This window comes from Prochlorococcus marinus str. SB (assembly GCF_000760115.1).
GTDB lineage: Bacteria > Cyanobacteriota > Cyanobacteriia > PCC-6307 > Cyanobiaceae > Prochlorococcus_A > Prochlorococcus_A marinus_D.
Window position 1 is genome coordinate 386,094 of the sequence record NZ_JNAS01000002.1, and the last position, 23,019, is coordinate 409,112.

The window sequence follows — 23,019 nt, forward strand, 5'->3', positions numbered from 1 at the left end:
ATGTGTAATGTTGAACTAATTTCGCTAACTCCTGATGCAGAAAAAACAATGGCTTACATTGCAAGAGTCAGCAATCCAAAAAATCAGGAAAATGAAGACTATTCGAAATTATTGAGTTATTGCATAAAAAATGAACATTGGAGTGTTTTTGAACAGTCATTTATGACTTTACAAATAGAAACTAACAGAGGAATCGCTGCCCAAATTTTAAGACATAGATCCTTTACTTTCCAGGAATTTTCACAGAGATATGCAGATAGTTCTCAATTGGGTAATATTCCCTTACCAGAGTTAAGGCGTCAAGATTTTAAAAACAGACAAAATTCGATTCCTGATCTCCCTGATGAGTTAAAAAAAAGATTTAATGAAAAAATTGGATTACATTTTCAGGCTGCTTCAGAATTATATGAAGATTTACTTGCTGAAGGCGTAGCCAAAGAATGTGCGAGATTTGTTTTACCATTAGCAACTCCAACAAGAATCTATATGTCTGGATCATGCAGATCGTGGATCCATTACATTCATTTAAGATCAGCTCACGGTACTCAAAAAGAACACAAGTCTATCGCCGAAAATTGCAAGTCTATTTTTAAAAAAAGTTTTCCGATTGTATCAAAATCTTTAGAATGGTAAAAATTATCCATGACTACGAGGATTAACCTCATTATTTGTATTTTCTTTAATTGTTGAAAATTCACCATTAATAATTTCCTCATAGGGTTCCCCTTCTTTTTTTATATTATTTAGAGATTTTCTTATTTTTATTTCATCTTGCTTACCAATAAAAGTAGATATTAGATTACCATTTTTATCAAAAAGATTAACTTGAGGAATTCCGTTTACAGCAAACTTCTGGATGTAATTACCCCATTTTTGATTATCAACATTTAAAAAAACAAAATTAATATCTTTTCCGTATTCATCTTTAAAAGCAGAAACTTGTGGAGCCATTTCTTTGCAAACTTCACACCACTCAGCATAAAATTCTAGAAATGTAGGCTTATTGTTTGTAAAAGCTATTTCAGGGTCAACAGATAATTCCCCAAAACTCTTTAGAAGGTAAGTTGATTTAAACAAGATATTTCTAAACAAAATCAGTGAAATGATAACAATTGATAAAATCAAAATAAGTATTGTTTTTAAATTTGTCTTTAAAATTTGCTCTCGACTCTCAGATTGCACTATTAAGAAATTACATACTAAAAACATCTTAAATAAGTTAAATAAATAAAGAGAATTGAAATCTATAAGTTTTTAATCAACTGATAAAATAGTAATGACTAAATAATTACCAAAACTTCTTTAATTCCTGAAATCTAATTATGCAATCAATCTTCGGAACTGATGGAATAAGAGGTAGATTTAATGTAGAGATAACCTATTCACTAGCCTACAAAGTAGCATATGCTCTAGGTTCGAGCTTAGAGAATAAAAGTCCAATAATAATTGGAAGAGATACAAGAATTAGTGGAAATATTCTTCTTCAGGCAATAGTTCAAGGTATAAAGGATAGTGGCAAAAAATTTATAAATCTTGGTATCTGCCCTACCCCAGCTATACCTTTTTTAATCAAACAAGAAAAACTGAGTAGTGGGATCATGATATCTGCAAGTCATAATCCGCCAGAATATAATGGCATAAAAATTTTTGATCATAATGGTCAAAAAATTTCTAAATATTTTGAAAAAAAAATTCAGAAATTAATTGAAGAGTCAAATTACAATATCTCAGTCCCTTCAGAAGTGATTCCCCGAAATACAAATAAAGATCTTATCGATATTTATATCAAAAGCCTAATCCAAACAATGGGTGGAGAAAATCTAAGCGGGTTGAAAATAATATTAGACACATGCCATGGATCAGCGGCAACCTGCGCAAAAAAAATTTTTCAGTCTCTTGGTGCTGATGTAAAAGTTATCAATAACTCTCAAAATGGGTTGAAAATTAATATGAATTGTGGTTCTACCAACCTCGAACCATTAAAAAAAGCATTAAGAGAGAGTCCTGCAGATATTGGTTTTAGCTTCGATGGGGATGCCGATAGAGTAATTGGAATAGATTCAAAAGGAAATGTTTTAGATGGAGATCACATTCTTTTTCTTTGGGGTAGAGAACTTATGGAACAAAAAATTCTCACAAATAATTTACTAATATCAACGCAAATGGCAAACTTAGGTTTTGAAAAGGCTTGGGAGAAAATTGGAGGAATTTTATATAGAACTGATGTAGGAGATAAAAATGTGCATGATGCAATTAAGGAAAAGGAAGCAGTTTTAGGAGGTGAGCAGTCAGGTCATATACTTTCAAAAATTAACAACTTTTCTGGAGATGGGATATTGACTGCACTTCAAATTTCTAAATTTTGTAAAAAGAAAAATATTAATCTAAATGATTGGCTTAAAAGTAGTTTCAAACCTTATCCTCAAAAACTAACTAATATCAATCTAGATTTTAATTTTAATAAATTAAATCCAGAAACTAAAAGCTTGATTGATCAAACTATAGAGTTTTTTCAGAAAATATATTCGGATAATTGCAGAGTTTATATTAGGCCTAGCGGCACAGAACCCGTTATGAGAGTTCTAGTTGAGGCCAAAAATCATAAGAAAGTTCATTCTGTATCAAACGAAATAACAAACAAACTCTTTTTAGAAATTAATAAAATAACAAATTAATAATGAATTAAATTTTTATATAAATCCTTTCAAAAATATCAAGTTGATTAAAAATTACATATTTTTCCCGATTTGTTTTAACTTTATTTGGATTAAAACTTTCGGAATAATTAAAATCTTTTTTATCTATTGTTTTAAAATAAAAATTACTTAATATAGTGTAATCCATATAATCAAATAAATCCTTTACATCCGTTTTTATAAAAATTAGTGTCCCTTTTTGCAATGAATTTGAGAGAATGTTAATAAATTCTGGCTGAATTATACGCCTTTTATAATGTCTCTTTTTAAACCATGGATCAGGAAAATTAAAAGAAAGACTTTTTAGATTTTTAATAATAAATTTACTTTGGACATCATTCAAAATATTATTAGCATTACCAAATATAAAATATAGATTTTTAATTTCTCTTTCAATCGCTTTTAATTTAGCATTTTTGACTAATTTCTCACGGATTTCAATTCCTAAATAATTCCAATTGGTATTAACTAAAGCCAAATCAAATAGAAACTCACCAGCAGCACAACCTATATCCAAATGAAGATTCGATTTAGAATCGCCAAACATTTCACTCAAAGAAGGTATTCTCTCAATTTGATTGAAATTACTACTAAGAGGATTAACATGCTGTCTCATAAAATTATCAATATATTCCTAAGAAATAATATAAGGATGCATAATATTCATAACTATGACAATAGTAAGTTCAAAAGTAACAGTTTGATGTTTAATTATTATGTATTTAAAAAGAAAAAGTTTTGAACGCTATTAATCAACTTTCTATTTGGCTATCCTTTCAACTTTCAGTAATTTTCCTTATTGGTATTCCTATTACTCTATCCTTTTGGTCAATTAAAAAAAGAAATAAAGCAGTTTTTAAACTTCTATCAATTTATTGGAAAGTATCCCTTTTATTTTTTATAAGCCTTCTACTTTTAATAGGAAAGTATAATTATGCTCTTGTGATAACGAACATTTCAACATTATTAATAACAGTTTCAGTTTGGTTTTGGAACGATATTAATGATGAATTAAGAGAATATGATTTTTCTCACTCCCTTACCACAACGACAAAAATATGGAGATGGACGATAACTTTTATATCTCTCAATTTCTTTATTCAGACTTTACTAAACTTCAACTGTTTTTCTTTTATTAATTCCGATGCGTGTGCAATATGGCTCCAGCCTTCTTCAAATCTATATTTTATTATAAAAAATTTATTTAATTTTTTCTTTGGAGCTAACTTTACCCTGCCGATATCAAAATTCTTAGGATTATTTTCATTATTAATCTATATTTTAGGCCTTATCCAATGGTCAATAATCAAATTACCTAAAAATGGAAGAAACTCCTGCTTCTCAGAAAATGGCAAAAATTAATTTTATAAATAGTCTTGAAAAAATCAGTTCCGAGATACCTGATAGGATGCTTTAACTAGAGGAATCCATTCTAAAAGAAAATCAAAAAGAACAATTAGAAATAATTATTTTCAAAGGTTTCAGTAGCTCAACAACTCATCCAATTGAAATAGATTAAGAAAAGAAATTTATAGGATTTAGGTAAATACTTACAAACTTTAAACTTTATAAAACACCCTTAACAGAAATCGAAGATAATTTTATAAGAGCAAATCAAAACTCAGTTTTCTTTTTGAATCAAAAAAAACTGGATTTAGGTAAATTCAAAATTAATAATATTTGAACATCTTTTACATAATTTTGTATTTTGGATTCCATTAAACGTTTCTTTTTGATAATGCCAACATCTATCACATTTTTGACCTTGAGCTTTCATTATTTGAATTTTACCAAGTACATTGTTATCAATAATCAGAGAATTCTCCACCAAATCTGATACCACTTGGAAGTTTGATACTATAAGCCAATCCCTAAATACATCTACATCTTGATTGCCAAATTCTTTTAGCCAAGTCAGTGAATCCTCTACAACTTTATCTTCAGGTAAATAATTAACTTCAGTTTCTAAAGCTGCTCCAATTATTTGCTTGTTCCTACATCCTTCTATAGCCTTATTAATTTCAACTCTCAAATTTCTTAAATTTGCAATGTGCTCATTAAGCATCTGATTTTTCCATGACTGCGAAAATATTGGCCATCCTCTTTGAAAGACTGATTTTTCTTCAGTTGAATATGGAATATTTTGCCAAATATCTTCTGCCATATGACAAAGCACTGGAGAAATAAGTACCGCTAAATTTTCAACAACTTTTGACATGACGAACTGACAAGATCTTCTCCTAAATTGTGATTTAGAACTTACATACAACCTATCTTTCGCAATATCCAAATAAAAATTTGATAGATCTACAACGCAAAAACTTTGCAAAATTTGGAAAAATTTTGAAAATTCATAATTTTCATAAGCATTTGATATTTGATCAGTAACCTCAACTAATCTACCTAACATCCATTGATCTAAGAGAGGCAATTGATCAATTTCAAAATTATCAATTTTAGGATCATAATCATGAATATTACCTAGAAGATATCTTGCAGTATTACGAACTTTTCTATAAACGTCTGAAAGTTGCTTGAGTATATTGGAACCAATTGGAACATCTACTGAATAATCTACAGAGCTTACCCATAGCCTTAAAACATCAGCGCCATAAGCGGGATCAATTTTTTTATTATTACCCCCATTAATAATTATATTTGGATCAACAACATTTCCTAGAGATTTGCTCATTTTTCTTCCGTTTTCATCAAGTGCAAAACCATGAGTTAAAACCTTCTTATATGGAGGTTTATTATTGACTGCAACAGATGTTAACAAAGAAGACTGAAACCAACCTCGATGTTGATCTGAGCCCTCTAAATAAAGATCTGCTGGATACTTTAATTCACTTCTAAGTTCACATACTGCGGCCCAGCTAGATCCTGAATCGAACCAAACATCCATCGTATCTGTTCCTTTTTTCCAAAGATCAGATTCTTTTGCATAATTTTCTGGCAATAGATTCTTAACATCCCAATTCCACCAAATATCTGCTCCATGTTCACTAAAAAGTTCTTGAATATGATTAATAATCTCTTTGTTAAGCAGAATATCATTACCATTTTTTTTATAGAAAACTGGAATTGGGACTCCCCATGACCTTTGTCTAGAAATACACCAATCTCCTCTGCCAACAACCATAGAATAAATCCTTTTCTTTCCAGTTGCTGGCATCCATTCAACCTCTTCGATTGCCTTTAATGCCGATGATCTAAAGCCATTTACAGATGCAAACCATTGTTCTGTTGCCCTAAAAATAGTTGGTTTCTTGGTTCTCCAATCATAAGGATATCTATGTTTATAATTTTCTTGTAATAGAAGCAAATTATTTCCTTTTAAATGTTCAATAATTAAATTATTTGCATCTTTCAAGACATTTGATCCTTTGAATTGACCAGAATATTCATTTAAGTTACCTTTTTCATCAACAACACATGTTATTGGTAAATCATATTTTTGACCCACATTAAAATCATCTATCCCATGACCAGGCGCAGTATGAACAATTCCAGTGCCTGATTCTGTAGTAATATAATCCCCTCCAATTACAATTCTGCAATTTTTATTCTTAGAGGGATGTTGATATTCAATATTTTCCAATTTGGAACCCTTAACCTCTAAAAGCACCTTGAAATCTTTATTAAATTTCTTACTTAGTTCAGAAGATAAATCTTTTGCAAAAAGGTAAATTCGTTTCTCTTCATCGATAGCAAAAACGTAGCTTATTTTTGGATTTACTGCGACTGCTTCATTCGCAGGTATAGTCCAGGGTGTTGTCGTCCAAATAGTTATAAAAGAATTAACTAGTAAAAAATCCTTTTTGATATTGGGATTGTCTTGACAGAATTTCAACAGAACCTTATCAGGAACTTGAGTGATTTTTAATGAAACATAAATACTTTTTGAATAATGCTCATCTGGGTATTCTAATTCTGCTTCTGCGAGTGCAGTCCTTGAACTTGGACTCCAATGCACAGGTTTCAGACCTCGATATATGTAGCCATTTAAAAACATTTTTCCGAATACCCCAATCTGAGCGGATTCATAACTTTTCTTAAGAGTTAAGTAAGGGTTATTCCAATCTCCCCATATGCCCCACCTTTTGAAACCCTCCTTTTGATTATTAATTTGGATGTGGGCATAATCAGTTGCTTTTTTTCTTAAATTTAAAGTGTCAAGATTCTTTCTTTCATCAGATTTTAAATTTTGAAGAACTTTTAATTCTATAGGTAATCCATGACAGTCCCAACCAGGTACGAAATGAACCTTAAATCCTTTTAAGGTTTTGTACTTATTTATTATGTCTTTTAAAACTTTATTGAGGGCATGACCCATATGAAGCGCTCCATTTGCATAAGGAGGGCCATCATGTAATGTGAATATTTCGCCTGAATTGCTTGAACCTAGTTGGAAATCAATATCATTGTTAGCCCAAAAATCCTGAATCTCGGGTTCTCTTAAAACTGAGTTAGCACGCATTGAGAAGTCAGTTTTTAATAAATTTAAAGTCTCTTTGTAAGAAAAGTCTGATTTTTGTTCTTTGCTATCTTGAGATTTCATACGACGATATAAGAAATATTGGTGATCAAAAGAATTATTTAAATAAATCTAATTTATTATATTCTTTCTTAGTTGAACTGTAGTTTTTGAGATGTTTCAAATAACTAATTTATTTGATTTCAAACTTTTATATTATCATTTTTATCATTTCTTACCCATTTTTTTTGGGTTTTATTTTTATTATTGCTTTCAAAATTAAAAATTTTTAAAGGTTTCGCGAAATCACCAAATACCAGATTAATAGATTCTAATATTTTCGAAAAGTTATTTTTAAACTCTAAAAAAGTAGTTAATTTTTTCTTTTCCTTATCCGTCAGTTGGCACCATCTAGATAAAAAAAGCTCTACTAGATAAAAAATAACTAGTATTGTTAAAAAAAGGAAAATTACAAAAAATGATTCATCTAATGTTTTATTTTTAATTATTAATATCAAACCTATTAATAAATTAAAAAAAGCTCTTATTAAGTCTTTTGGTTTGCCGAGCTCAAGATAAATTATTGGTACAGTAAGAAAAATGGTCCCAATTACAATATAAAAAGTCCCCAAATAAAATATAAAAGTACTCATTAAATTATTAACTTAATCAAATTATAAGAAGTTGACGTAGATAGACAATCTATATTATGAGAATTCCCTTAAGTGCGGTCGGGGAGACTTGAACTCCCACACCCGAAGATACGAGTACCTAAAACTCGCGCGTCTACCAATTCCGCCACGACCGCTCAAGTAAAATAATAATTGAAAGAGGTTTATTTTAAAAATTTTTTTTCTTAAGATGATTAATTTGACATATTAAATTAAGTTGAATATCTCTTAAAAAAAAATTTTTTATGTTTTAACGTGCAATCATCTAAAAATATTAGTTATATTATTTAAAGAATATCAAGAAACGATTTCAAACTTAACCAGTAAAAATACAACAAAAAATACTAATCCTTCAAAAACACTTAATTGGCAAAAAGAGATTAAAAACTATGTAGATCCGCCAAGTTTTTGGAATCCAACATTAGGTTTATTTTTTGGCGGTTATTTTCTGGCTTTCCTTAGCATATGGCAATGGTATAGGGGTGTTTGGCCTTTACCTTTACTTGTAGCCACTGCTTTTTTAGCTTTACATATTGAAGGTACAGTAATCCATGATGCGTGTCATAAAGCTGCTCATCCAGTTCCTTGGATAAATCAAGCAATGGGTCATGGCTCAGCAATTCTTTTAGGGTTTAGCTTCCCAGTTTTTACGAGAGTTCATTTACAACATCATATTCACGTAAATCACCCCAAAAATGATCCAGATCATATTGTCAGTACTTTTGGTCCAATTTGGCTAATTGCTCCAAGATTTTTTTATCATGAGGTATTTTTCTTTCAAAGAAAACTTTGGCGAAGATATGAATTACTACAATGGGGAATTGAAAGATCCATATTCATAACAATTATCTTGGCAGGTTTGAAATTTGACTTTATGAATTTAATTTATAATTTATGGTTCGGCCCAGCATTAATGGTAGGAGTAACTTTAGGAATATTTTTTGATTATTTACCTCACAGACCATTTCGATCAAGAAATAAATGGATAAATTCTCGAGTTTATCCAAGCAAATTTATGAATTTATTAATAATGGGACAAAATTACCATCTCATTCATCATCTTTGGCCTTCGATTCCTTGGTTTGAATACAAAGTAGCTTATGAAAAAACTAAGCCTTTATTGGATAAAAAAGGCTCCCCTCAAAGGGTTGGAATATTTGAAAGTAAAGAAGACATTTTTAACTTTATTTATGACTTATTAATAGGTGTAAGGAGTCATAGAAAAAAGAGGGGGAAAATAAGAAAAATTATAAATTTATATCCAAGCTTGAAAATAAAAAAATTTTTATTAAAGATAGTCAACAAAACATTTATTGGGATCAACTAACTTACTCATTCATTAATAATTTTTGGTACTTTAAAATATTTATTTTCTCTTGATGGACCCAATTCTAAAAGTTCTTCATTGCAATCAGAATTTTTCTTTTCGTCTTTTCTAAATACATTTACAACCTCTATTGCTCTCGTTGTACAGGGGACATCATCTGTATCGATCTTTTCAAGTTGTCTTATATAATCCAATATATTTTCTAATTGTTCTGCATGATTATTGATTTCATTCTCGTTAAGTTCTAATCTCGCTAAATGAGCAACTTTTTTTACTTCCTCTTTAGTTATTTTTGTCATACTTTTAATATCTTTATTATTAAATAATAGTTTATCAAGAACAACATATATATATATCCTTTGAATTTCAAATAATTTAAAAAATAGTCAAATCTATTTAAAAATCAATATCAATTAATGGCCTTTATTATTTTTCTCAGCTAAATATGTTATTAGATGGATATTGAAAAATAGAAGAAGAATTATTTCCAAAAAATTTTTTTTATCGGCACTCTAAACTTGTTGCTCCTGATTTAATAGGCTGTCACCTCATAAAAAAAAATAATGAGATAGATCAAGTTAAAGGAGTAATTGTTGAAACTGAAGCTTATTCACAGGAAGAAGAAGCCTGTCATGGCTTTCGCAAAATGACAGAATCAAACAAATCATTATTTGGCAAACCTGGCACATTTTATATTTACAAATCTTATGGGATTCATCATTGTCTAAATATAGTTACTGATAAAGAAAATTTTGCGAGTGGTGTTTTGATAAGATCAATTTTTGTATCCAATAAGAATGAAAGATTAGCTTCTGGACCTGGCCTCGTAACTAGAACATTCAGTGTAGACATTTCATTTAACTCACTTGAAGTTCTTAATAACAAATTTTTATGTATTTCTCCACGGGACTCCACTCTAGAAGAAAAAGATCTTATTCAAACTACGAGAATTGGCATATCAAAGGCAAAAAATATAAAATGGCGTTGGTATCTCAAAAATAGTAGGAGTGTAAGTAAAAGATTAAAAGGTGATAGAACACCTAAATTTCAATAGTCATTTATCTTTTTAAGCGTAATGCAAATTTGGCCTCATAAACATATCCACACACTAGCTAATTTTTCAATTCAAGATTATGAGTCAGTATTTGAATTAGCTAATAGATTTGATGCTCTAAAGAATGCAGGAACAAAAAAGATACCGGCCTTACAAGGAACTTTAGTAACATCTTTATTTTTTGAAGCTAGTACAAGAACAAAAAATAGTTTTGAGCTTGCAGCAAAAAGACTTTCTGCTGATGTCCAAACGTTTGCGCCAGCCTCCAGCTCTTTAACTAAAGGCGAAACAATAATTGATACAGCCATAACTTATTCAGCTATGGGGGCGGATACATTAGTTGTCAGACATTCATCAAGTTACATAACCTTTGAGATCGCAAAAAAACTTGATGCAATAAATTCCAAGACTTCGGTTCTAAATGCGGGAGATGGATTACATAGTCACCCCAGCCAAGGATTGCTTGACATCTATACATTGATAAAATTCTTTTCCCAAAAAATACTGAATCCAGAGGTTTTAAATTCCAAAAAAATTTTAATAATTGGAGACGTTAATCATTCAAGGGTTGCCAGGTCAAACCTTTGGGCTTTGAGTGCATTCGGCGCCGATATAATCTTATGTGGTCCTAAGACATTAATTCCTGATGAATTTATTAATTTTTTAAAAACCCCCGCTCCAAATCAAACAGAAGATCCTGTTAAATCAAGAGGTTCTATAACAATTTCTAGATCATTGGAAGAATCAATAAAAAATGCAGATGCAATCATTGTTTTAAGACTCCAGAAAGAGAGAATGATGGAAAATTTACTGAGTAGCATTGATTCATATAGTTTGGATTATGGCTTAACCCCAGAGAAATTATCTTTAAATAATAAAGAAATTCCAATTCTACATCCCGGTCCCATTAACAGAGATATTGAAATTAGCAGCAAAGTGGTAGATCAATATCCTAATTGCTTAATTAATAATCAAGTTGCAAATGGTATCCCGATAAGAATGGCTTTGCTTTATCTATTACAGAAACAAAACAAGTAAATTTATAGCAACTTAAGACTTTCAGTAAAGAAACCATAAAATAATCCCAATCTTAAAGAATCTAATAAAAGTACTAAAAATTTCTTTTTCCTTTCAAATCTAAAATTTCTTCTCAAAACTATTAAAAACTCAATAAAAACTACTGATAAAAAAGCGGCTACAGGATCCATGAGTTCTACAACGGCACTTACCATCCCAAGAGAACTTCCAAAAAAGTATCCGATTAAAAGTGTAATCAACGATATTGAATATCTTCGCCATGGATTATTAGCCCAAATACTTAATGTCTGAATATTTTCCACAATTTTTAGCTGAAATTTTGTCTTTTGAGGTTTAACAACCATTTTGCATTAAACTAAGCCGCTTCAGAGTTTGCTTGAATTTTAGTATTTCCTTCTACTAATTCAAGTAATGCTTCCAACTGTGCCATTAACCCTCTTAATTCGCCTGGCTCTGGGAAAAGGTCATCTTCTTTTATTCCTAAATGCATTTCTCTGAGCTCCTGCCTTAAATATCGTATGTGACTAATGACTTGCTCTCTTTTGGTTTGCGACATGATATAAATTTTTAGGTATATTTTAAGAAAGAATATTTTTGAAAAGGAGATTTTGCATATTTATGACTGAGAATGAAGATAAATAACCTAATAACAATTTGAAAAGATTATGAAAATTGAAAATTATCATATCCTTGAAAATATATATATTTAATTCTTATATCAATTTTTAAATAATTACTTGAGGCTTTATTATTAGAGTATATTGACCTTACTCAATATGAAATTCATTTCTGAAAATAAAATAAGTGAGGAACTAGTAAAATCTTTTGATGAAGAAATGACCTTTGAGCTCGCTAAAAGGCTAGAGGAGGATAATTATAATACTCCATTTGATGGTTTAAAAGACTGGCACTTACTGAGGGCGCTTGCAATCAATAGGCCTGAATTAACCACAAATTATACCCATCTCCTCGATCAGGAACCTTTCGATGAAAACTAAAAGTAGGGACTCCAAAATAAAGGTTCTTTTATTAATAACTGGAAGTATTGCAGCTGTAAGAATTCCATTATTAGTTAGCCAATTAGCGAAAGAAAATTATGAAATAAGATGCGTTTTATCAAAAAATGCAGAAAAATTAATAAAGCCTCTTTCTCTTTCTATTTTAAGTAGAAACCCGTGCATTTTAGAAAATGATCAATGGTCTGATGGTCAATCAGCACCTCTTCACATAGAACTAAGTAATTGGGCTGATATTTTAATCATCGCCCCTTTAACAGCGACAACATTAGCAAAATGGGTAACTGGAAATGCAGAGGGATTGATCCCAAGCATCTTAATAGCAAATATAAAGCCAATTATTGTTGCACCCGCAATGAATACACAAATGTGGCTAAATAAAGCTGTCCAAACAAATTATAAGAATTTACAGAATTACGAAAATGTTTTGTCTTTGCAACCAAGTGAAGGTCTCTTAGCATGTAATGCTATTGGTATCGGTAAGATACCTCCTAATGATTTAATCCAACTAGCTCTTGAATTTATATCTTCATATAAACAAAATGAATATCGCAAAGATTTACTGAATAAAGAAATTTTAATAACTGGAGGGTGTACCTCAGAGAAAATTGATGCTGCAAGACAAATTACTAACAAAAGTTCTGGAACTATGGGCCTACTTCTTTCTCAAGTAGCGAGGTTCAGAGGAGCACAAGTAAAATATGTTCATGGTCCTCTGAAAATCGATAAGAATCTTACTGATGGAATAAAAAGATATGAAATTGAAACTAGTGTTGATTTAATTAGAGCACTTAATAATGAAATATCTAATTGCGATTATTTTTTCATGAATGCAGCAGTATCTGATTTCAAAATAACCTCTGATACTTCAGCTAAAATTCCAAAAAATCAAATTAATGCTCATTTGAATCAAAACTTTGAGTTAGTCCCAGATATTTTAAAAACAATTAGTAAATCAAAAAAAGATAACCAAGTTTTTGTAGGCTTTTGTGCTTTTACAGGATCTATCGAAGAAGCACGAATGAAAATTAAAGAAAAGATTATCCAAAAGGGTTGTGATTATCTGTTCGCAAATCCAATTGATCTTGAAGGCCAAGGATTTGGCTTTTTGGCACAAAATGAAGGTTGGTTATTTGATACTAATAATATGGAACACTACATTAACAAAACATCAAAAATTGATTTAGCAAATAAATTAATAACCCAAATTATTTCATTAAAAAAATAAAAAAAAATTTTTTAATTTGTATTTTTTTGTAATCTTAATCATTAAAAATAATGTGATAGCTTAAAATAATTCCAGTTTTTTAAAATCTAAAAAGCTACGGGTTGTTTCGAGGATTTAATAGTCCTAACTTTTATGGTCCTTTCCCTTGTAATATCCGTACTGAACTTATTAGATGACCTTTAATCTATCGTCACAGAACTTTACTGCAACTTTAATTATGAGAATTCGTTCTTTCTTAGCTTTTGTTATTTCAATTTGTATAACTTTTGCTTTCGTACCTGTTAAAACATTTGCTTTTTCTGAAAGAGGAAATGCACAATTCACAGATGTTGTTAACACAGGAAAAGCTAATGATTGCCCCACATTAGACTCATCTCTTGTCGGATCAATATCTCTAGGGAATGGAGATAGCCTTAAAGGAATATGCATGCATCCAACAGAAGTTTATGTAAAAGTGCCAGGGACAAAACGAAAAGCTGCAGAATTTGTTTCCACAAAAATTATTAGTCCTAGAAATAACACCACAGTGACAGAAGTTTATGGAGATATAGATTCAGGAACTTTCACTGAAAAGGGTGGTATTGATTTTCAACTTATTACTGTATTAACTCCTGGTGGTTTAGAGGTACCATTTGCATTCTCAGCAAAAGATCTTACAGCTGATTTGCCTTCATCAATTGAGCCAGGCACTGAGGTTAGTGGTTCAACATTTACACCTAACTACAGAACTGGTGACTTTCTAGATCCTAAGGCAAGAGCTAAAAATACTGGTGTAGAATATGCTCAAGGTTTAGTTGCATTAGGAGGCGATGACGAAGAACTTGCGAAAGAAAATATTAAAGTTGATGTAAACGGTACTGGCGTTATTACTCTTTCAATCAACAATGTAGATTCTGACACAGACGAATTTGCAGGTACTTTTGAGGCAATACAACCTTCAGATACAGATATGGGTTCAAAGGATCCACTTGATGTAAAAATAATTGGAGAGCTTTACGGAAGAAAGGCATAAATCCTAGTTAAGAGAAAAAGGGGGTTAACCCCTTTTTTTTTTTCAAAATTTTTCTTTATTAATTTAAAAAATGGAATTACAACAAAAAACTAAAACAGATACTAATGGACTAATACCGCCTTATGGAGGGGAACTAAAAAATTTAATTATCAAAGATAAAAACCTTAAAAATGATCTTATCTCTAAAGCTACTTATGAATTTGAATGTAGCGAGAGAAATGCATGCGATGTAGAACTTTTGATGGTTGGAGCTTTTTCTCCATTGGAAGGTTTTATGGATGAAAATAACTACAATTCGGTAATTAAAAATAATAGAAATACCAATGGGTTGCTTTTTGGCTTGCCTATAGTATTTGATTCAAATAATGAAAAAGTAAAAGCTGGAGAGACAATATTGCTTACTTATAAAACACAAAAAATAGCAGTTTTAGAAGTTAGCTCTAAATGGGAGCCTGACAAATCCTTAGAAGCTGAACTTTGTTATGGTACTAATTCTCTAGATCATCCCGCTGTTAAGATGATTTTTAACGAGAGAGGGAGATTTTATATAGGAGGAAGAGTTTATGGTTTCGAAATTCCAATTAGAGAATTCCCCTGCAAAACCCCAGAAGAAGTTAGATCTACACTGCCATCAAATCATGATGTAGTTGCATTTCAATGCAGAAATCCAATTCATAGAGCACATTATGAATTATTTACTAATGCCTTACTTTCAGATAATGTCTCCTCTAACTCAGTTGTTCTAGTTCATCCAACTTGTGGACCAACTCAACAAGATGATATCCCTGGAAAAGTTAGATATTTGACCTATAAAGAATTAGAAGAGGAAATATCTGATGAAAGAATAAAATGGGCTTTTTTACCTTATTCAATGCATATGGCAGGGCCAAGAGAAGCTCTTCAACATATGATAATCAGAAGAAATTATGGCTGCACACACTTTATTATTGGTAGAGATATGGCTGGTTGTAAGTCTTCATCAACTGGTGAAGATTTTTATGGTCCATATGAAGCCCAGAATTTTGCGAATAAGTGTGCAGATGAATTGATGATGCAAACTGTTCCTTCAAAAAATTTAGTTTATACGAAGGAAAAAGGATACATAACAGCTGAAGAAGCTAAAGAATTTAATTATGAAATTATGAAACTTAGTGGTACTGAATTTAGAAAGAAATTGAGGAATGGTGAACCAATTCCTGAATGGTTTGCATTCAAAAGTGTAGTAGATGTTCTAAGACGCTCCTAATATTGTTTTATTATTAGTAATATAGATTTATTAAAGATTTTTTATCGTGAACAAACGTTGGAGAAACGTAGGACTTTATGTCCTAGCCGTTATTACTGTAATTTTCATTGGTACTTCAGTTTTTGATAAACCTAGTACTGAAAGTTCTACAAAGACCTTGAGATATAGTGATTTTATAGAGGCAGTACAAGATAAAGAAATCAGTAGAGTCCTAATATCTCCAGATAATGCCACAGCTCAAGTTGTTGAAAATGATGGGAGTAGGTCTGAGGTCAATTTAGCCCCTGACAAAGATTTATTAAAAATACTGACAGAGAATAACGTAGATATAGCTGTAACTCCTACAAAATTAGCCAACCCATGGCAACAGGCTGTAAGTAGCTTAATTTTCCCAGTACTTTTGATTGGAGGCCTATTTTTTCTTTTCAGAAGATCCCAAAGTGGTAATGCTGGGGGTAACAACCCTGCCATGAGTTTTGGCAAAAGCAAAGCTAGACTTCAAATGGAACCATCTACACAAGTAACTTTTTCAGATGTTGCGGGTGTTGAAGGTGCAAAATTAGAACTTACGGAAGTTGTAGATTTTCTAAAGAGTCCAGATAGATTTACCGCAGTCGGAGCAAAAATTCCAAAAGGGGTTCTTCTCGTTGGCCCTCCTGGTACAGGAAAAACATTACTAGCAAAAGCAGTAGCTGGAGAAGCAGGTGTACCTTTTTTCTCAATATCTGGTTCAGAATTTGTAGAGATGTTTGTTGGGGTTGGAGCTAGTAGAGTTAGAGATCTTTTTGAACAAGCTAAAAAGAATGCTCCTTGTATTGTATTTATTGACGAAATAGATGCAGTTGGAAGACAAAGAGGAGCTGGAATGGGCGGAGGAAATGATGAAAGAGAACAAACATTAAATCAACTCTTAACCGAAATGGATGGTTTTGAAGGTAATTCAGGAATAATAATAGTTGCTGCAACCAACAGACCAGATGTCTTAGATTCAGCTTTAATGCGTCCTGGAAGATTCGATAGACAGGTAACAGTAGATCGTCCAGATTATGCTGGAAGATTGCAGATATTAAATGTTCATGCGAAAGATAAAACTCTTTCAAAAGACGTTGATTTAGATAAAGTTGCCAGAAGAACACCAGGATTTACTGGAGCAGATTTAGCTAATCTTTTAAATGAAGCAGCAATACTAGCAGCTAGAAAAGATTTAGATAAAGTAAGTAACGACGAAGTGGGTGATGCCATTGAAAGAGTTATGGCTGGCCCAGAAAAGAAAGATAGAGTCATCAGTGATAAGAAAAAAGAATTAGTTGCTTATCACGAAGCTGGTCATGCACTCGTTGGAGCATTAATGCCTGATTATGATCCAGTAGCGAAAGTCTCAATCATTCCAAGAGGTCAAGCTGGGGGTCTAACCTTCTTTACCCCAAGTGAAGAAAGAATGGAATCTGGTCTTTACTCTCGTTCTTACCTTCAAAATCAAATGGCTGTAGCTCTTGGTGGAAGAGTTGCTGAAGAAATAGTCTATGGCGAAGAAGAGGTAACAACCGGTGCTTCAAACGATTTACAACAAGTTGCCAATGTAGCAAGACAAATGATCACTAAATTTGGTATGAGTGACAAAATAGGTCCGGTCGCTCTAGGTCAATCTCAAGGTGGAATGTTTCTCGGAAGAGATATGAGTTCTACAAGAGACTTCTCTGAAGATACAGCCGCAACAATTGACGTAGAGGTTTCAGAACTTGTTGATGTTGCCTATAAGAGAGCTACAAAAGTTTTAACAGACAATAGAACTGTTCTTGACGAAATGGCTCAAATGCTAATTGAAAGAGAAACTATAGATACTGAAGATATCCAAGACTTGCTCAACCGCTCAGAAGTAAAAGTCGCAAACTATATTTAACGCGGAATTTAAATTTTTAATGAATAATATAGAAGATTCTTTTTCGGAGCACCTGAAAATTGAGTCTTTTTTTTTACTTATAAAACCTGAAGATAATATTTACTCAAATACCTCTATAAGAAATTCATTTTTTGAAGAATTAGAAAACTTAGTAAAATTAGGATTAAAGAATATTGAAATAAGTTGGTCTAACAACGAAAATTGGTTCGATTTTGTATCCAATATCAAAATTAAATATCCAAGAATTAATTTAGGCTCTGCCTCCATAGTTAACAAACAATCAATAGAAGATTCTTTAAAAATTGGATTAAATTTTTCTATGATGAAATTTTGGGATAAAGATCTTTTCAATTATGCGCAGTCAAAAAATTATTTATTAATTCCTGGAATTAATAATTTAAAAGATCTTAAGGAAGCGATAGATTTAAATTGCAACATTATCAAAATTTACCCAATAAAAAATAAAGATAGTTCGATAAATATACTCAACTATAAAAATGTTGATTTCATTGCTGCAGGAGGACTATCAATCAATGATTTAAAATCTTATAAATCTTTAGGGTATAAAGCAGTTGTAATTGGAGATAAAGCTATCAAAAATAAAAAATTTGATCCAAAAATATATGAATGGCTCAAAAATAATTAAATTAAGGATAAATATAATTTATTCAACAAAACTACTACTTATTTATTAAGTCACATTGAGCATGATTTAGAAGCAAATGATCAGCAAGTACTAAAGCTACCATAGCATCAACCATGGGAACTGCTCTTGGTAGGACGCATGGATCGTGTCTCCCTTTTGCTTTCATAAGTACTTCTTTACCTTCAGCATTTACTGTTTTCTGTTCTTTACCGATGGTTGCTGTAGGTTTAAAAGCTATCTTCATCTCGATATTTTCACCATTACTTATTCCGCCCTGTATACCTCCTGAATTGTTTGATGTTGTTTTTAACTTACTAATATCATCAGACTTGATAAAGGCATCATTATGTTCGCTTCCTTTTAAATAAGTTCCAGAGAAACCTGAACCTATTTCGAAGCCTTTCGTGGCAGGCAAAGACATCAAAGCCTTTGCTAAATCAGCTTCTAATTTATCAAAAACAGGCATTCCAAGACCAGAGGGGACATTTCTTACAAGACATTCAATAACACCGCCGCAAGAGTCTCCTTGACGCTTTAATTCCTTAATTCTCTCGATCATTTCTGTTGATACCTTTTCATCAGGACATCTAACAATATTAGAATCTATTTTTTTAAGAGAAATCTTCTCTTTATTGATATCAGAATCAATATCATGTATACGCTTTACCCAAGATAGTATTTCGGTGTTACAGAAGGTTTTTAATAATTGTTTTGCTATAGCACCAGCAGCTACTCTCCCAATTGTTTCTCTAGCAGAGGCTCTTCCACCGCCAGAACTTGCCTGAATCCCATATTTCAGATGATATGTACCATCTGCATGAGAAGGTCTAAATACCTGCTCCAAATTATTATAATCTCCTGGTCTTTGATCCTTATTTCTTACCAACATTGCTATTGGAGTTCCAAGTGTTAACCCTTCCTTTATCCCACTTAATATTTCAATTTTATCTTCTTCATTTCTGGGTGTTGTAATGTCACTTTGCCCAGGTCTGCGCCTATCTAATTCATTTTGTATCAGATTTATATCTATTTTTAACTTAGGTGGACATCCATCAAGGATAACTCCTACTGCACCACCATGTGATTCTCCAAAAGTACTAACACGAAAAATTTTTCCAAAACTACTACTCATAAAAATATCAAATGTTTTATCTATATATAAACATTATATGAAACCAATTGAAAATTAAACAAAAAAAAGCCCCCTAAAAGGGGGCTTGTATTTTTAAGAACTTTAAGCTTAACCGATAGCTGGAGCTGAAAGAGCTACTGTTGTAGACTCAGCTGCTGCTAGATCAAGTGGGAAGTTGTGAGCATTACGCTCGTGCATTACTTCCATACCTAGGTTTGCTCTGTTAAGAACGTCACCCCATGTAGGAACAATCTTACCGTTTGCATCAACAACTGACTGGTTGAAGTTGAAACCGTTAAGGTTGAATGCCATTGTGCAGATACCCATTGAAGTTAACCATACACAAACAACTGGGAATACAGCTAAGAAGAAGTGTAGACTTCTGCTGTTGTTGAAACTTGCATATTGGAAGATCAAACGACCGAAGTAGCCATGAGCTGCAACGATGTTGTATGTTTCCTCTTCTTGTCCGAACTTGTAACCATAGTTCTGAGATTCTGTCTCAGTTGTTTCTCTGATTAGAGATGAAGTAACAAGTGAACCATGCATAGCTGAGAATAAAGATCCTCCGAACATACCTGCAACACCAGCCATGTGGAATGGGTGCATTAGAATGTTGTGCTCTGCCTGGAAAACAAACATGAAGTTAAATGTTCCAGAGATACCTAGAGGCATTCCGTCAGAGAATGAACCTTGACCGAATGGGTATACAAGAAATACTGCGAAAGCTGCTGAAACTGGTGCAGAGTATGCAACACAGATCCAAGGACGCATACCTAAACGGTATGAAAGCTCCCACTGTCTTCCCATGTATGCTGAGATACCAATTAGGAAGTGGAAAATTACAAGCTGGTAAGGACCACCGTTGTATAACCACTCATCTACAGTAGCTGCTTCCCAAATTGGGTAGAAGTGTAGACCAATAGCGTTAGATGAAGGAACAACTGCACCTGAGATGATGTTGTTTCCGTATAGGAATGAACCAGCAACTGGCTCTCTAATTCCGTCAATGTCTACTGGTGGTGCTGCGATGAATGCAACGATGAAGCAAGCCGCTGCTGTAAGAAGGCATGGAATCATTAAGACGCCGAACCAACCAACATAAATTCTGTTGTTAGTTGATGTTACCCACTCACAAAACTGTGGCCAACCTTTTAACAGCGAAGAACGCTGCTGCTGAATAGTTGTCATGAGTTCGTAAAGTATGTCTCGAAAGTGAGACGTGTAAATAAAAACGGAAAATGTAATCCGCTTCGAAGATTTTAGACCAAAATCGCTAAAAATGTGTAAATATTTTTTCTTTAAGTAAAGTTATTTTTTGGAAAACAGGAGAAAAGAACTTCCATATCTTAAGATTTTCTTTGTTATTGAGGATTCAACTTGGTAATAATCGAATGGCTTCTTAACGGAAAAAGATCTAGAGAGGTGGTTTCCCTAAGACAGGCTAAGCATAGAAGACTGCAATTAGAGGCTTTTGGAGCTGTTATTTATTGGAGTGAAAGAATTTAGGATTTTTAGGATTAAAAATTAGAAAAAAAATAAAAGTATTAAATATTAAATAAACTTATCTATAAAATAAAAAATCCTTATTATTTTTCAACGATTTATTGTTCCGATTTCTTAATTTACAAACTTTCAAACTCTTGAACCCATTGTTTTTTGGAACAAATCACTTCTTTTTTTGTGTAGCTCATGGCAATTTTTTTTTCCTTATAAGCAACTTCTCCAATAAAAACAGGCCAAATAAATTGGTCCCGTTCATATTTGTGGATTATTCCTTGGCTATCCAGAAATAATGGATCTCCTTTTTTAATCATTTTCCAATCTTGATTTATTCTCTCAGGATGAATTATGCCATCAATATCTTCCTTTTCATCTCTTGGATAATCTATACTACCTTGATGAACGTGAACCACTAATTCCTTTGGCAGTTCTATTAGTTTATTTTTTAATTTATCTATCTCTACCCTTAGGGAGCTAATTATTAGAGAGAATCTATTTATAATATTCTGATCATAAAAATTTTGTGCGACAGCTCCTATTTCAATAACTAAACCACATGGCCAAGCTTCTACAAGAAAGCCTGTTTGGGTTTTATCTTTTTCGTGCAAATAAATAGGCAATCCAAATTTGTTCTGCAGTAATGCAGCTAAACAAAAATCTTTGGATCTCCTCCCATACATAACAATGCTTGTTCCCATATTTGCAGTAGTAGTGTGCAAATCGATTGCAATTTGACAGGGTTTAGTTCCATCAATTCCAAATTCATCTACTAAAAATTTGGCTCTATTAGTTTCATACAAGCTATTCTTGTGTTGATCAAAATTCTCATTTTCTTTAAAAGATCTATTTAAATCTACATCTATATATCTGCAACCTTTTTCATAGGCAGCAGGATTACCTATGATGTACTCATACTCAATACCATTATTTAAACTATTTTCCTTTCTATTAAATTGCTTAACAGCCCAAACAGAATTAATTTCATTCCCATGAGTGCCTGAAACAATAAGTATTCTTTGAACAGTCATTTTTTCTTTAAAAATAAAATTTTATGCAAAATAAATACCTTATAAAGGCTTCCAGAAAATTCTGGTTTTGGTTTTGGACCCAATTAATGAATGGCTTCGCGCCATCAGATTTACATGGTAATTATATAAGGCCTAGAGGTATAAACATTAATACTGAATACGAAATTAATAATGAAAATGAACAAATTTATTTATTAGTAGGTCATTCTTGTCCATGGTGTCAAAGAACTTTACTCGTACACGAAATAAAAAATTTATCTAAAAAAGTTAAAGTAATTTTTTTAAAGGCAGATATTGAGCATAGCGAATGGATTTTCAATACAAAGGTTAATGGATGTATGAGACTTTCAGACCTTTACAAAAAAGCTAATAAAGAGATTATTTTTAGGGCGACATTACCTCTTTTAATTAGCTTTGTAAAAGATGAAGTAAATATTCTGTCTAATGAAAGTTCACAGATTATAGGACTACTAAATTCAATAAAAAGTGAATCGAAATATCAGGCATTAATAATTAAAGATGGTAATCAAAAATTTTTAGATTTAATTAATAACAGCATTAATAATGGCGTATATAAGTGTGGTTTCGCAAGGAACCAGTCAGCTTACGAAAAAGCAAGTAAAAATCTTTTCGCAGCTTTAAATGAAATTGAAAATTTACTACAGAAAAATAAAGGGGACTGGATATTTGGAGAAGAGTTAACTTACGCAGATATTTACCTTTTTCCAACGCTTATAAGATGGGAATTGATATATAGCAAACTTTTCAAATGTACTGAACAAGAACTATCAAGTTTTGAAAAGATTATTGAATGGAGATTAAAATTCTTTAAATTATCTAACGTAAAAAGGACATGCTTCGACAATGAATGGAAAAAAGATTACTATAAATCTTTATTCCCTTTAAACCCAAATCAACTAATCCCAGTTTTACCATCGCTAGATGAAATAATGAGATTAAAGTCCGAAAAAATATAAAAATCAATTTCCAAAAAAAAAATGATGTTGTAATGAACACTTATTTAGTTCATAGATAATGCAATTTC

24 protein-coding genes and 1 tRNA gene are annotated in these 23,019 nt (G+C 31.7%); 14 read left to right on the top strand and 11 right to left on the bottom strand.

The features are described from left to right. Positions 1 to 633, top strand: coding sequence for an FAD-dependent thymidylate synthase (gene thyX, locus EV02_RS04145; RefSeq protein ID WP_032519656.1), 633 nt, complete (start codon positions 1 to 3; stop codon positions 631 to 633). A 3-nt stretch (positions 634 to 636) separates the two neighbouring features. Here thyX and EV02_RS04140 read toward each other — a convergent pair whose 3' ends face one another. After that, a complete protein-coding gene (locus EV02_RS04140) occupies positions 637 to 1,182 on the bottom strand; it encodes a thioredoxin domain-containing protein (protein ID WP_032520469.1) in 546 nt (181 codons plus the stop codon). Between the two features lie 140 nt (positions 1,183 to 1,322). Here EV02_RS04140 and glmM point away from each other — a divergent pair, with 140 nt between their 5' ends. Next, complete coding sequence (glmM, locus tag EV02_RS04135) at positions 1,323 to 2,675, top strand: phosphoglucosamine mutase (RefSeq protein ID WP_032519657.1); 1,353 nt, start codon at positions 1,323 to 1,325, stop codon at positions 2,673 to 2,675. 7 nt (positions 2,676 to 2,682) lie between these two features. Here the strand turns inward: glmM and trmB are convergent, their stop codons facing one another. Next, positions 2,683 to 3,312: a tRNA (guanosine(46)-N7)-methyltransferase TrmB gene (gene trmB, locus EV02_RS04130; RefSeq protein ID WP_032519658.1), complete on the bottom strand. Its 630-nt coding sequence runs from the start codon at positions 3,310 to 3,312 to the stop codon at positions 2,683 to 2,685. Positions 3,313 to 3,434: 122 nt separating this feature from the next. Between trmB and EV02_RS0108780 the strand changes: the two genes are divergently transcribed. Next, positions 3,435 to 4,058, top strand: a complete 624-nt coding sequence (locus tag EV02_RS0108780; RefSeq protein ID WP_032519659.1) for a DUF3177 family protein — start codon at positions 3,435 to 3,437, stop codon at positions 4,056 to 4,058. A gap of 292 nt (positions 4,059 to 4,350) precedes the next feature. Here EV02_RS0108780 and ileS read toward each other — a convergent pair whose 3' ends face one another. The 3 genes from ileS to EV02_RS04120 form a co-directional block, all read right to left on the bottom strand. Beyond that, the gene (ileS, locus tag EV02_RS04125; protein ID WP_032519660.1) at positions 4,351 to 7,257 is read right to left on the bottom strand and encodes an isoleucine--tRNA ligase; all 2,907 of its coding nucleotides are present in this window, start codon (positions 7,255 to 7,257) and stop codon (positions 4,351 to 4,353) included. A 119-nt stretch (positions 7,258 to 7,376) separates the two neighbouring features. Continuing rightward, positions 7,377 to 7,826, bottom strand: coding sequence for a hypothetical protein (locus EV02_RS0108785; RefSeq protein ID WP_032519661.1), 450 nt, complete (start codon positions 7,824 to 7,826; stop codon positions 7,377 to 7,379). A 73-nt stretch (positions 7,827 to 7,899) separates the two neighbouring features. After that, positions 7,900 to 7,981, bottom strand: a tRNA-Leu gene (locus tag EV02_RS04120). Between the two features lie 242 nt (positions 7,982 to 8,223). Between EV02_RS04120 and EV02_RS04115 the strand changes: the two genes are divergently transcribed. After that, a complete protein-coding gene (locus EV02_RS04115) occupies positions 8,224 to 9,171 on the top strand; it encodes a fatty acid desaturase (protein WP_241433725.1) in 948 nt (315 codons plus the stop codon). Positions 9,172 to 9,176: 5 nt separating this feature from the next. Here EV02_RS04115 and gatC read toward each other — a convergent pair whose 3' ends face one another. Further along, on the bottom strand, positions 9,177 to 9,470 hold the full coding sequence (gene gatC, locus EV02_RS04110) for an Asp-tRNA(Asn)/Glu-tRNA(Gln) amidotransferase subunit GatC (RefSeq protein WP_032519663.1): 294 nt from the start codon (positions 9,468 to 9,470) through the stop codon (positions 9,177 to 9,179). A gap of 170 nt (positions 9,471 to 9,640) precedes the next feature. Here gatC and EV02_RS04105 point away from each other — a divergent pair, with 170 nt between their 5' ends. After that, positions 9,641 to 10,225, top strand: coding sequence for a DNA-3-methyladenine glycosylase (locus EV02_RS04105; RefSeq protein ID WP_072014633.1), 585 nt, complete (start codon positions 9,641 to 9,643; stop codon positions 10,223 to 10,225). Positions 10,226 to 10,246: 21 nt separating this feature from the next. Beyond that, positions 10,247 to 11,263 (top strand): aspartate carbamoyltransferase catalytic subunit, encoded by a 1,017-nt coding sequence (locus tag EV02_RS04100; RefSeq protein ID WP_032519665.1) that lies wholly within the window; start codon positions 10,247 to 10,249, stop codon positions 11,261 to 11,263. Positions 11,264 to 11,265: 2 nt separating this feature from the next. On the opposite strand, the gene EV02_RS04095 is transcribed toward EV02_RS04100, so the two are convergent. Together EV02_RS04095 and EV02_RS0108790 are read right to left on the bottom strand one after the other, a co-directional pair. Next, positions 11,266 to 11,607: a DUF565 domain-containing protein gene (locus EV02_RS04095; RefSeq protein WP_025892528.1), complete on the bottom strand. Its 342-nt coding sequence runs from the start codon at positions 11,605 to 11,607 to the stop codon at positions 11,266 to 11,268. An 11-nt stretch (positions 11,608 to 11,618) separates the two neighbouring features. Next, positions 11,619 to 11,819, bottom strand: coding sequence for a hypothetical protein (locus EV02_RS0108790; RefSeq protein ID WP_032519666.1), 201 nt, complete (start codon positions 11,817 to 11,819; stop codon positions 11,619 to 11,621). A gap of 220 nt (positions 11,820 to 12,039) precedes the next feature. Here EV02_RS0108790 and isiD point away from each other — a divergent pair, with 220 nt between their 5' ends. From isiD to EV02_RS04065, 6 genes are all read left to right on the top strand, one after another. Next, positions 12,040 to 12,261 carry a protein IsiD gene (isiD, locus tag EV02_RS04090; protein WP_032519667.1) on the top strand — a complete coding sequence of 74 codons (222 nt, stop codon included), beginning with the start codon at positions 12,040 to 12,042 and terminating at the stop codon, positions 12,259 to 12,261. Further along, complete coding sequence (coaBC, locus tag EV02_RS04085) at positions 12,251 to 13,507, top strand: bifunctional phosphopantothenoylcysteine decarboxylase/phosphopantothenate--cysteine ligase CoaBC (RefSeq protein WP_032519668.1); 1,257 nt, start codon at positions 12,251 to 12,253, stop codon at positions 13,505 to 13,507. Before isiD ends, coaBC begins: the two co-directional genes overlap by 11 nt. 217 nt (positions 13,508 to 13,724) lie before the next feature. Next, the gene (locus EV02_RS04080; RefSeq protein WP_025890347.1) at positions 13,725 to 14,519 is read left to right on the top strand and encodes a photosystem II manganese-stabilizing polypeptide; all 795 of its coding nucleotides are present in this window, start codon (positions 13,725 to 13,727) and stop codon (positions 14,517 to 14,519) included. 70 nt (positions 14,520 to 14,589) lie between these two features. Next, entirely contained in the window at positions 14,590 to 15,765 is a 1,176-nt protein-coding gene (gene sat / locus EV02_RS04075) for a sulfate adenylyltransferase (RefSeq protein ID WP_032519669.1), read from the top strand. A 46-nt stretch (positions 15,766 to 15,811) separates the two neighbouring features. Beyond that, positions 15,812 to 17,665: an ATP-dependent zinc metalloprotease FtsH gene (ftsH, locus tag EV02_RS04070; RefSeq protein ID WP_032519670.1), complete on the top strand. Its 1,854-nt coding sequence runs from the start codon at positions 15,812 to 15,814 to the stop codon at positions 17,663 to 17,665. 19 nt (positions 17,666 to 17,684) lie between these two features. Next, positions 17,685 to 18,311: a bifunctional 4-hydroxy-2-oxoglutarate aldolase/2-dehydro-3-deoxy-phosphogluconate aldolase gene (locus EV02_RS04065; RefSeq protein ID WP_032519671.1), complete on the top strand. Its 627-nt coding sequence runs from the start codon at positions 17,685 to 17,687 to the stop codon at positions 18,309 to 18,311. A 34-nt stretch (positions 18,312 to 18,345) separates the two neighbouring features. Here EV02_RS04065 and aroC read toward each other — a convergent pair whose 3' ends face one another. Further along, a complete protein-coding gene (gene aroC / locus EV02_RS04060; protein WP_032519672.1) occupies positions 18,346 to 19,443 on the bottom strand; it encodes a chorismate synthase in 1,098 nt (365 codons plus the stop codon). Positions 19,444 to 19,551: 108 nt separating this feature from the next. Beyond that, complete coding sequence (gene psbA / locus EV02_RS04055) at positions 19,552 to 20,634, bottom strand: photosystem II q(b) protein (RefSeq protein WP_002805533.1); 1,083 nt, start codon at positions 20,632 to 20,634, stop codon at positions 19,552 to 19,554. 189 nt (positions 20,635 to 20,823) lie between these two features. On the opposite strand from psbA, the gene EV02_RS09820 reads away from it, so the two are divergent. After that, positions 20,824 to 20,952 carry a hypothetical protein gene (locus EV02_RS09820; RefSeq protein ID WP_275040697.1) on the top strand — a complete coding sequence of 43 codons (129 nt, stop codon included), beginning with the start codon at positions 20,824 to 20,826 and terminating at the stop codon, positions 20,950 to 20,952. Between the two features lie 116 nt (positions 20,953 to 21,068). Here the strand turns inward: EV02_RS09820 and EV02_RS04050 are convergent, their stop codons facing one another. After that, complete coding sequence (locus EV02_RS04050; protein WP_032519673.1) at positions 21,069 to 21,974, bottom strand: aspartoacylase; 906 nt, start codon at positions 21,972 to 21,974, stop codon at positions 21,069 to 21,071. 23 nt (positions 21,975 to 21,997) lie between these two features. Between EV02_RS04050 and EV02_RS04045 the strand changes: the two genes are divergently transcribed. Beyond that, positions 21,998 to 22,951, top strand: a complete 954-nt coding sequence (locus EV02_RS04045; protein WP_032519674.1) for a glutathione S-transferase family protein — start codon at positions 21,998 to 22,000, stop codon at positions 22,949 to 22,951. Positions 22,952 to 23,019: the final 68 nt, after the last annotated feature.

Bases quoted from the DNA above. Each gene is read 5' to 3' on its own strand.
- sat (WP_032519669.1), top strand. From the start codon at position 14,590: ATGGAATTACAACAAAAAACTAAAACAGATACTAATGGACTAATACCG.
- thyX (WP_032519656.1), top strand. From the start codon at position 1: ATGTGTAATGTTGAACTAATTTCGCTAACTCCTGATGCAGAAAAAACA.
- trmB (WP_032519658.1), bottom strand. From the start codon at position 3,312: ATGAGACAGCATGTTAATCCTCTTAGTAGTAATTTCAATCAAATTGAG.
- ileS (WP_032519660.1), bottom strand. From the start codon at position 7,257: ATGAAATCTCAAGATAGCAAAGAACAAAAATCAGACTTTTCTTACAAA.
- EV02_RS0108790 (WP_032519666.1), bottom strand. From the start codon at position 11,819: ATGTCGCAAACCAAAAGAGAGCAAGTCATTAGTCACATACGATATTTA.
- EV02_RS04080 (WP_025890347.1), top strand. From the start codon at position 13,725: ATGAGAATTCGTTCTTTCTTAGCTTTTGTTATTTCAATTTGTATAACT.
- EV02_RS04050 (WP_032519673.1), bottom strand. From the start codon at position 21,974: ATGACTGTTCAAAGAATACTTATTGTTTCAGGCACTCATGGGAATGAA.
- psbA (WP_002805533.1), bottom strand. From the start codon at position 20,634: ATGACAACTATTCAGCAGCAGCGTTCTTCGCTGTTAAAAGGTTGGCCA.
- gatC (WP_032519663.1), bottom strand. From the start codon at position 9,470: ATGACAAAAATAACTAAAGAGGAAGTAAAAAAAGTTGCTCATTTAGCG.
- EV02_RS04100 (WP_032519665.1), top strand. From the start codon at position 10,247: ATGCAAATTTGGCCTCATAAACATATCCACACACTAGCTAATTTTTCA.
- EV02_RS04045 (WP_032519674.1), top strand. From the start codon at position 21,998: ATGCAAAATAAATACCTTATAAAGGCTTCCAGAAAATTCTGGTTTTGG.
- EV02_RS04095 (WP_025892528.1), bottom strand. From the start codon at position 11,607: ATGGTTGTTAAACCTCAAAAGACAAAATTTCAGCTAAAAATTGTGGAA.
- EV02_RS04065 (WP_032519671.1), top strand. From the start codon at position 17,685: ATGAATAATATAGAAGATTCTTTTTCGGAGCACCTGAAAATTGAGTCT.
- aroC (WP_032519672.1), bottom strand. From the start codon at position 19,443: ATGAGTAGTAGTTTTGGAAAAATTTTTCGTGTTAGTACTTTTGGAGAA.
- glmM (WP_032519657.1), top strand. From the start codon at position 1,323: ATGCAATCAATCTTCGGAACTGATGGAATAAGAGGTAGATTTAATGTA.
- isiD (WP_032519667.1), top strand. From the start codon at position 12,040: ATGAAATTCATTTCTGAAAATAAAATAAGTGAGGAACTAGTAAAATCT.
- EV02_RS0108785 (WP_032519661.1), bottom strand. From the start codon at position 7,826: ATGAGTACTTTTATATTTTATTTGGGGACTTTTTATATTGTAATTGGG.
- coaBC (WP_032519668.1), top strand. From the start codon at position 12,251: ATGAAAACTAAAAGTAGGGACTCCAAAATAAAGGTTCTTTTATTAATA.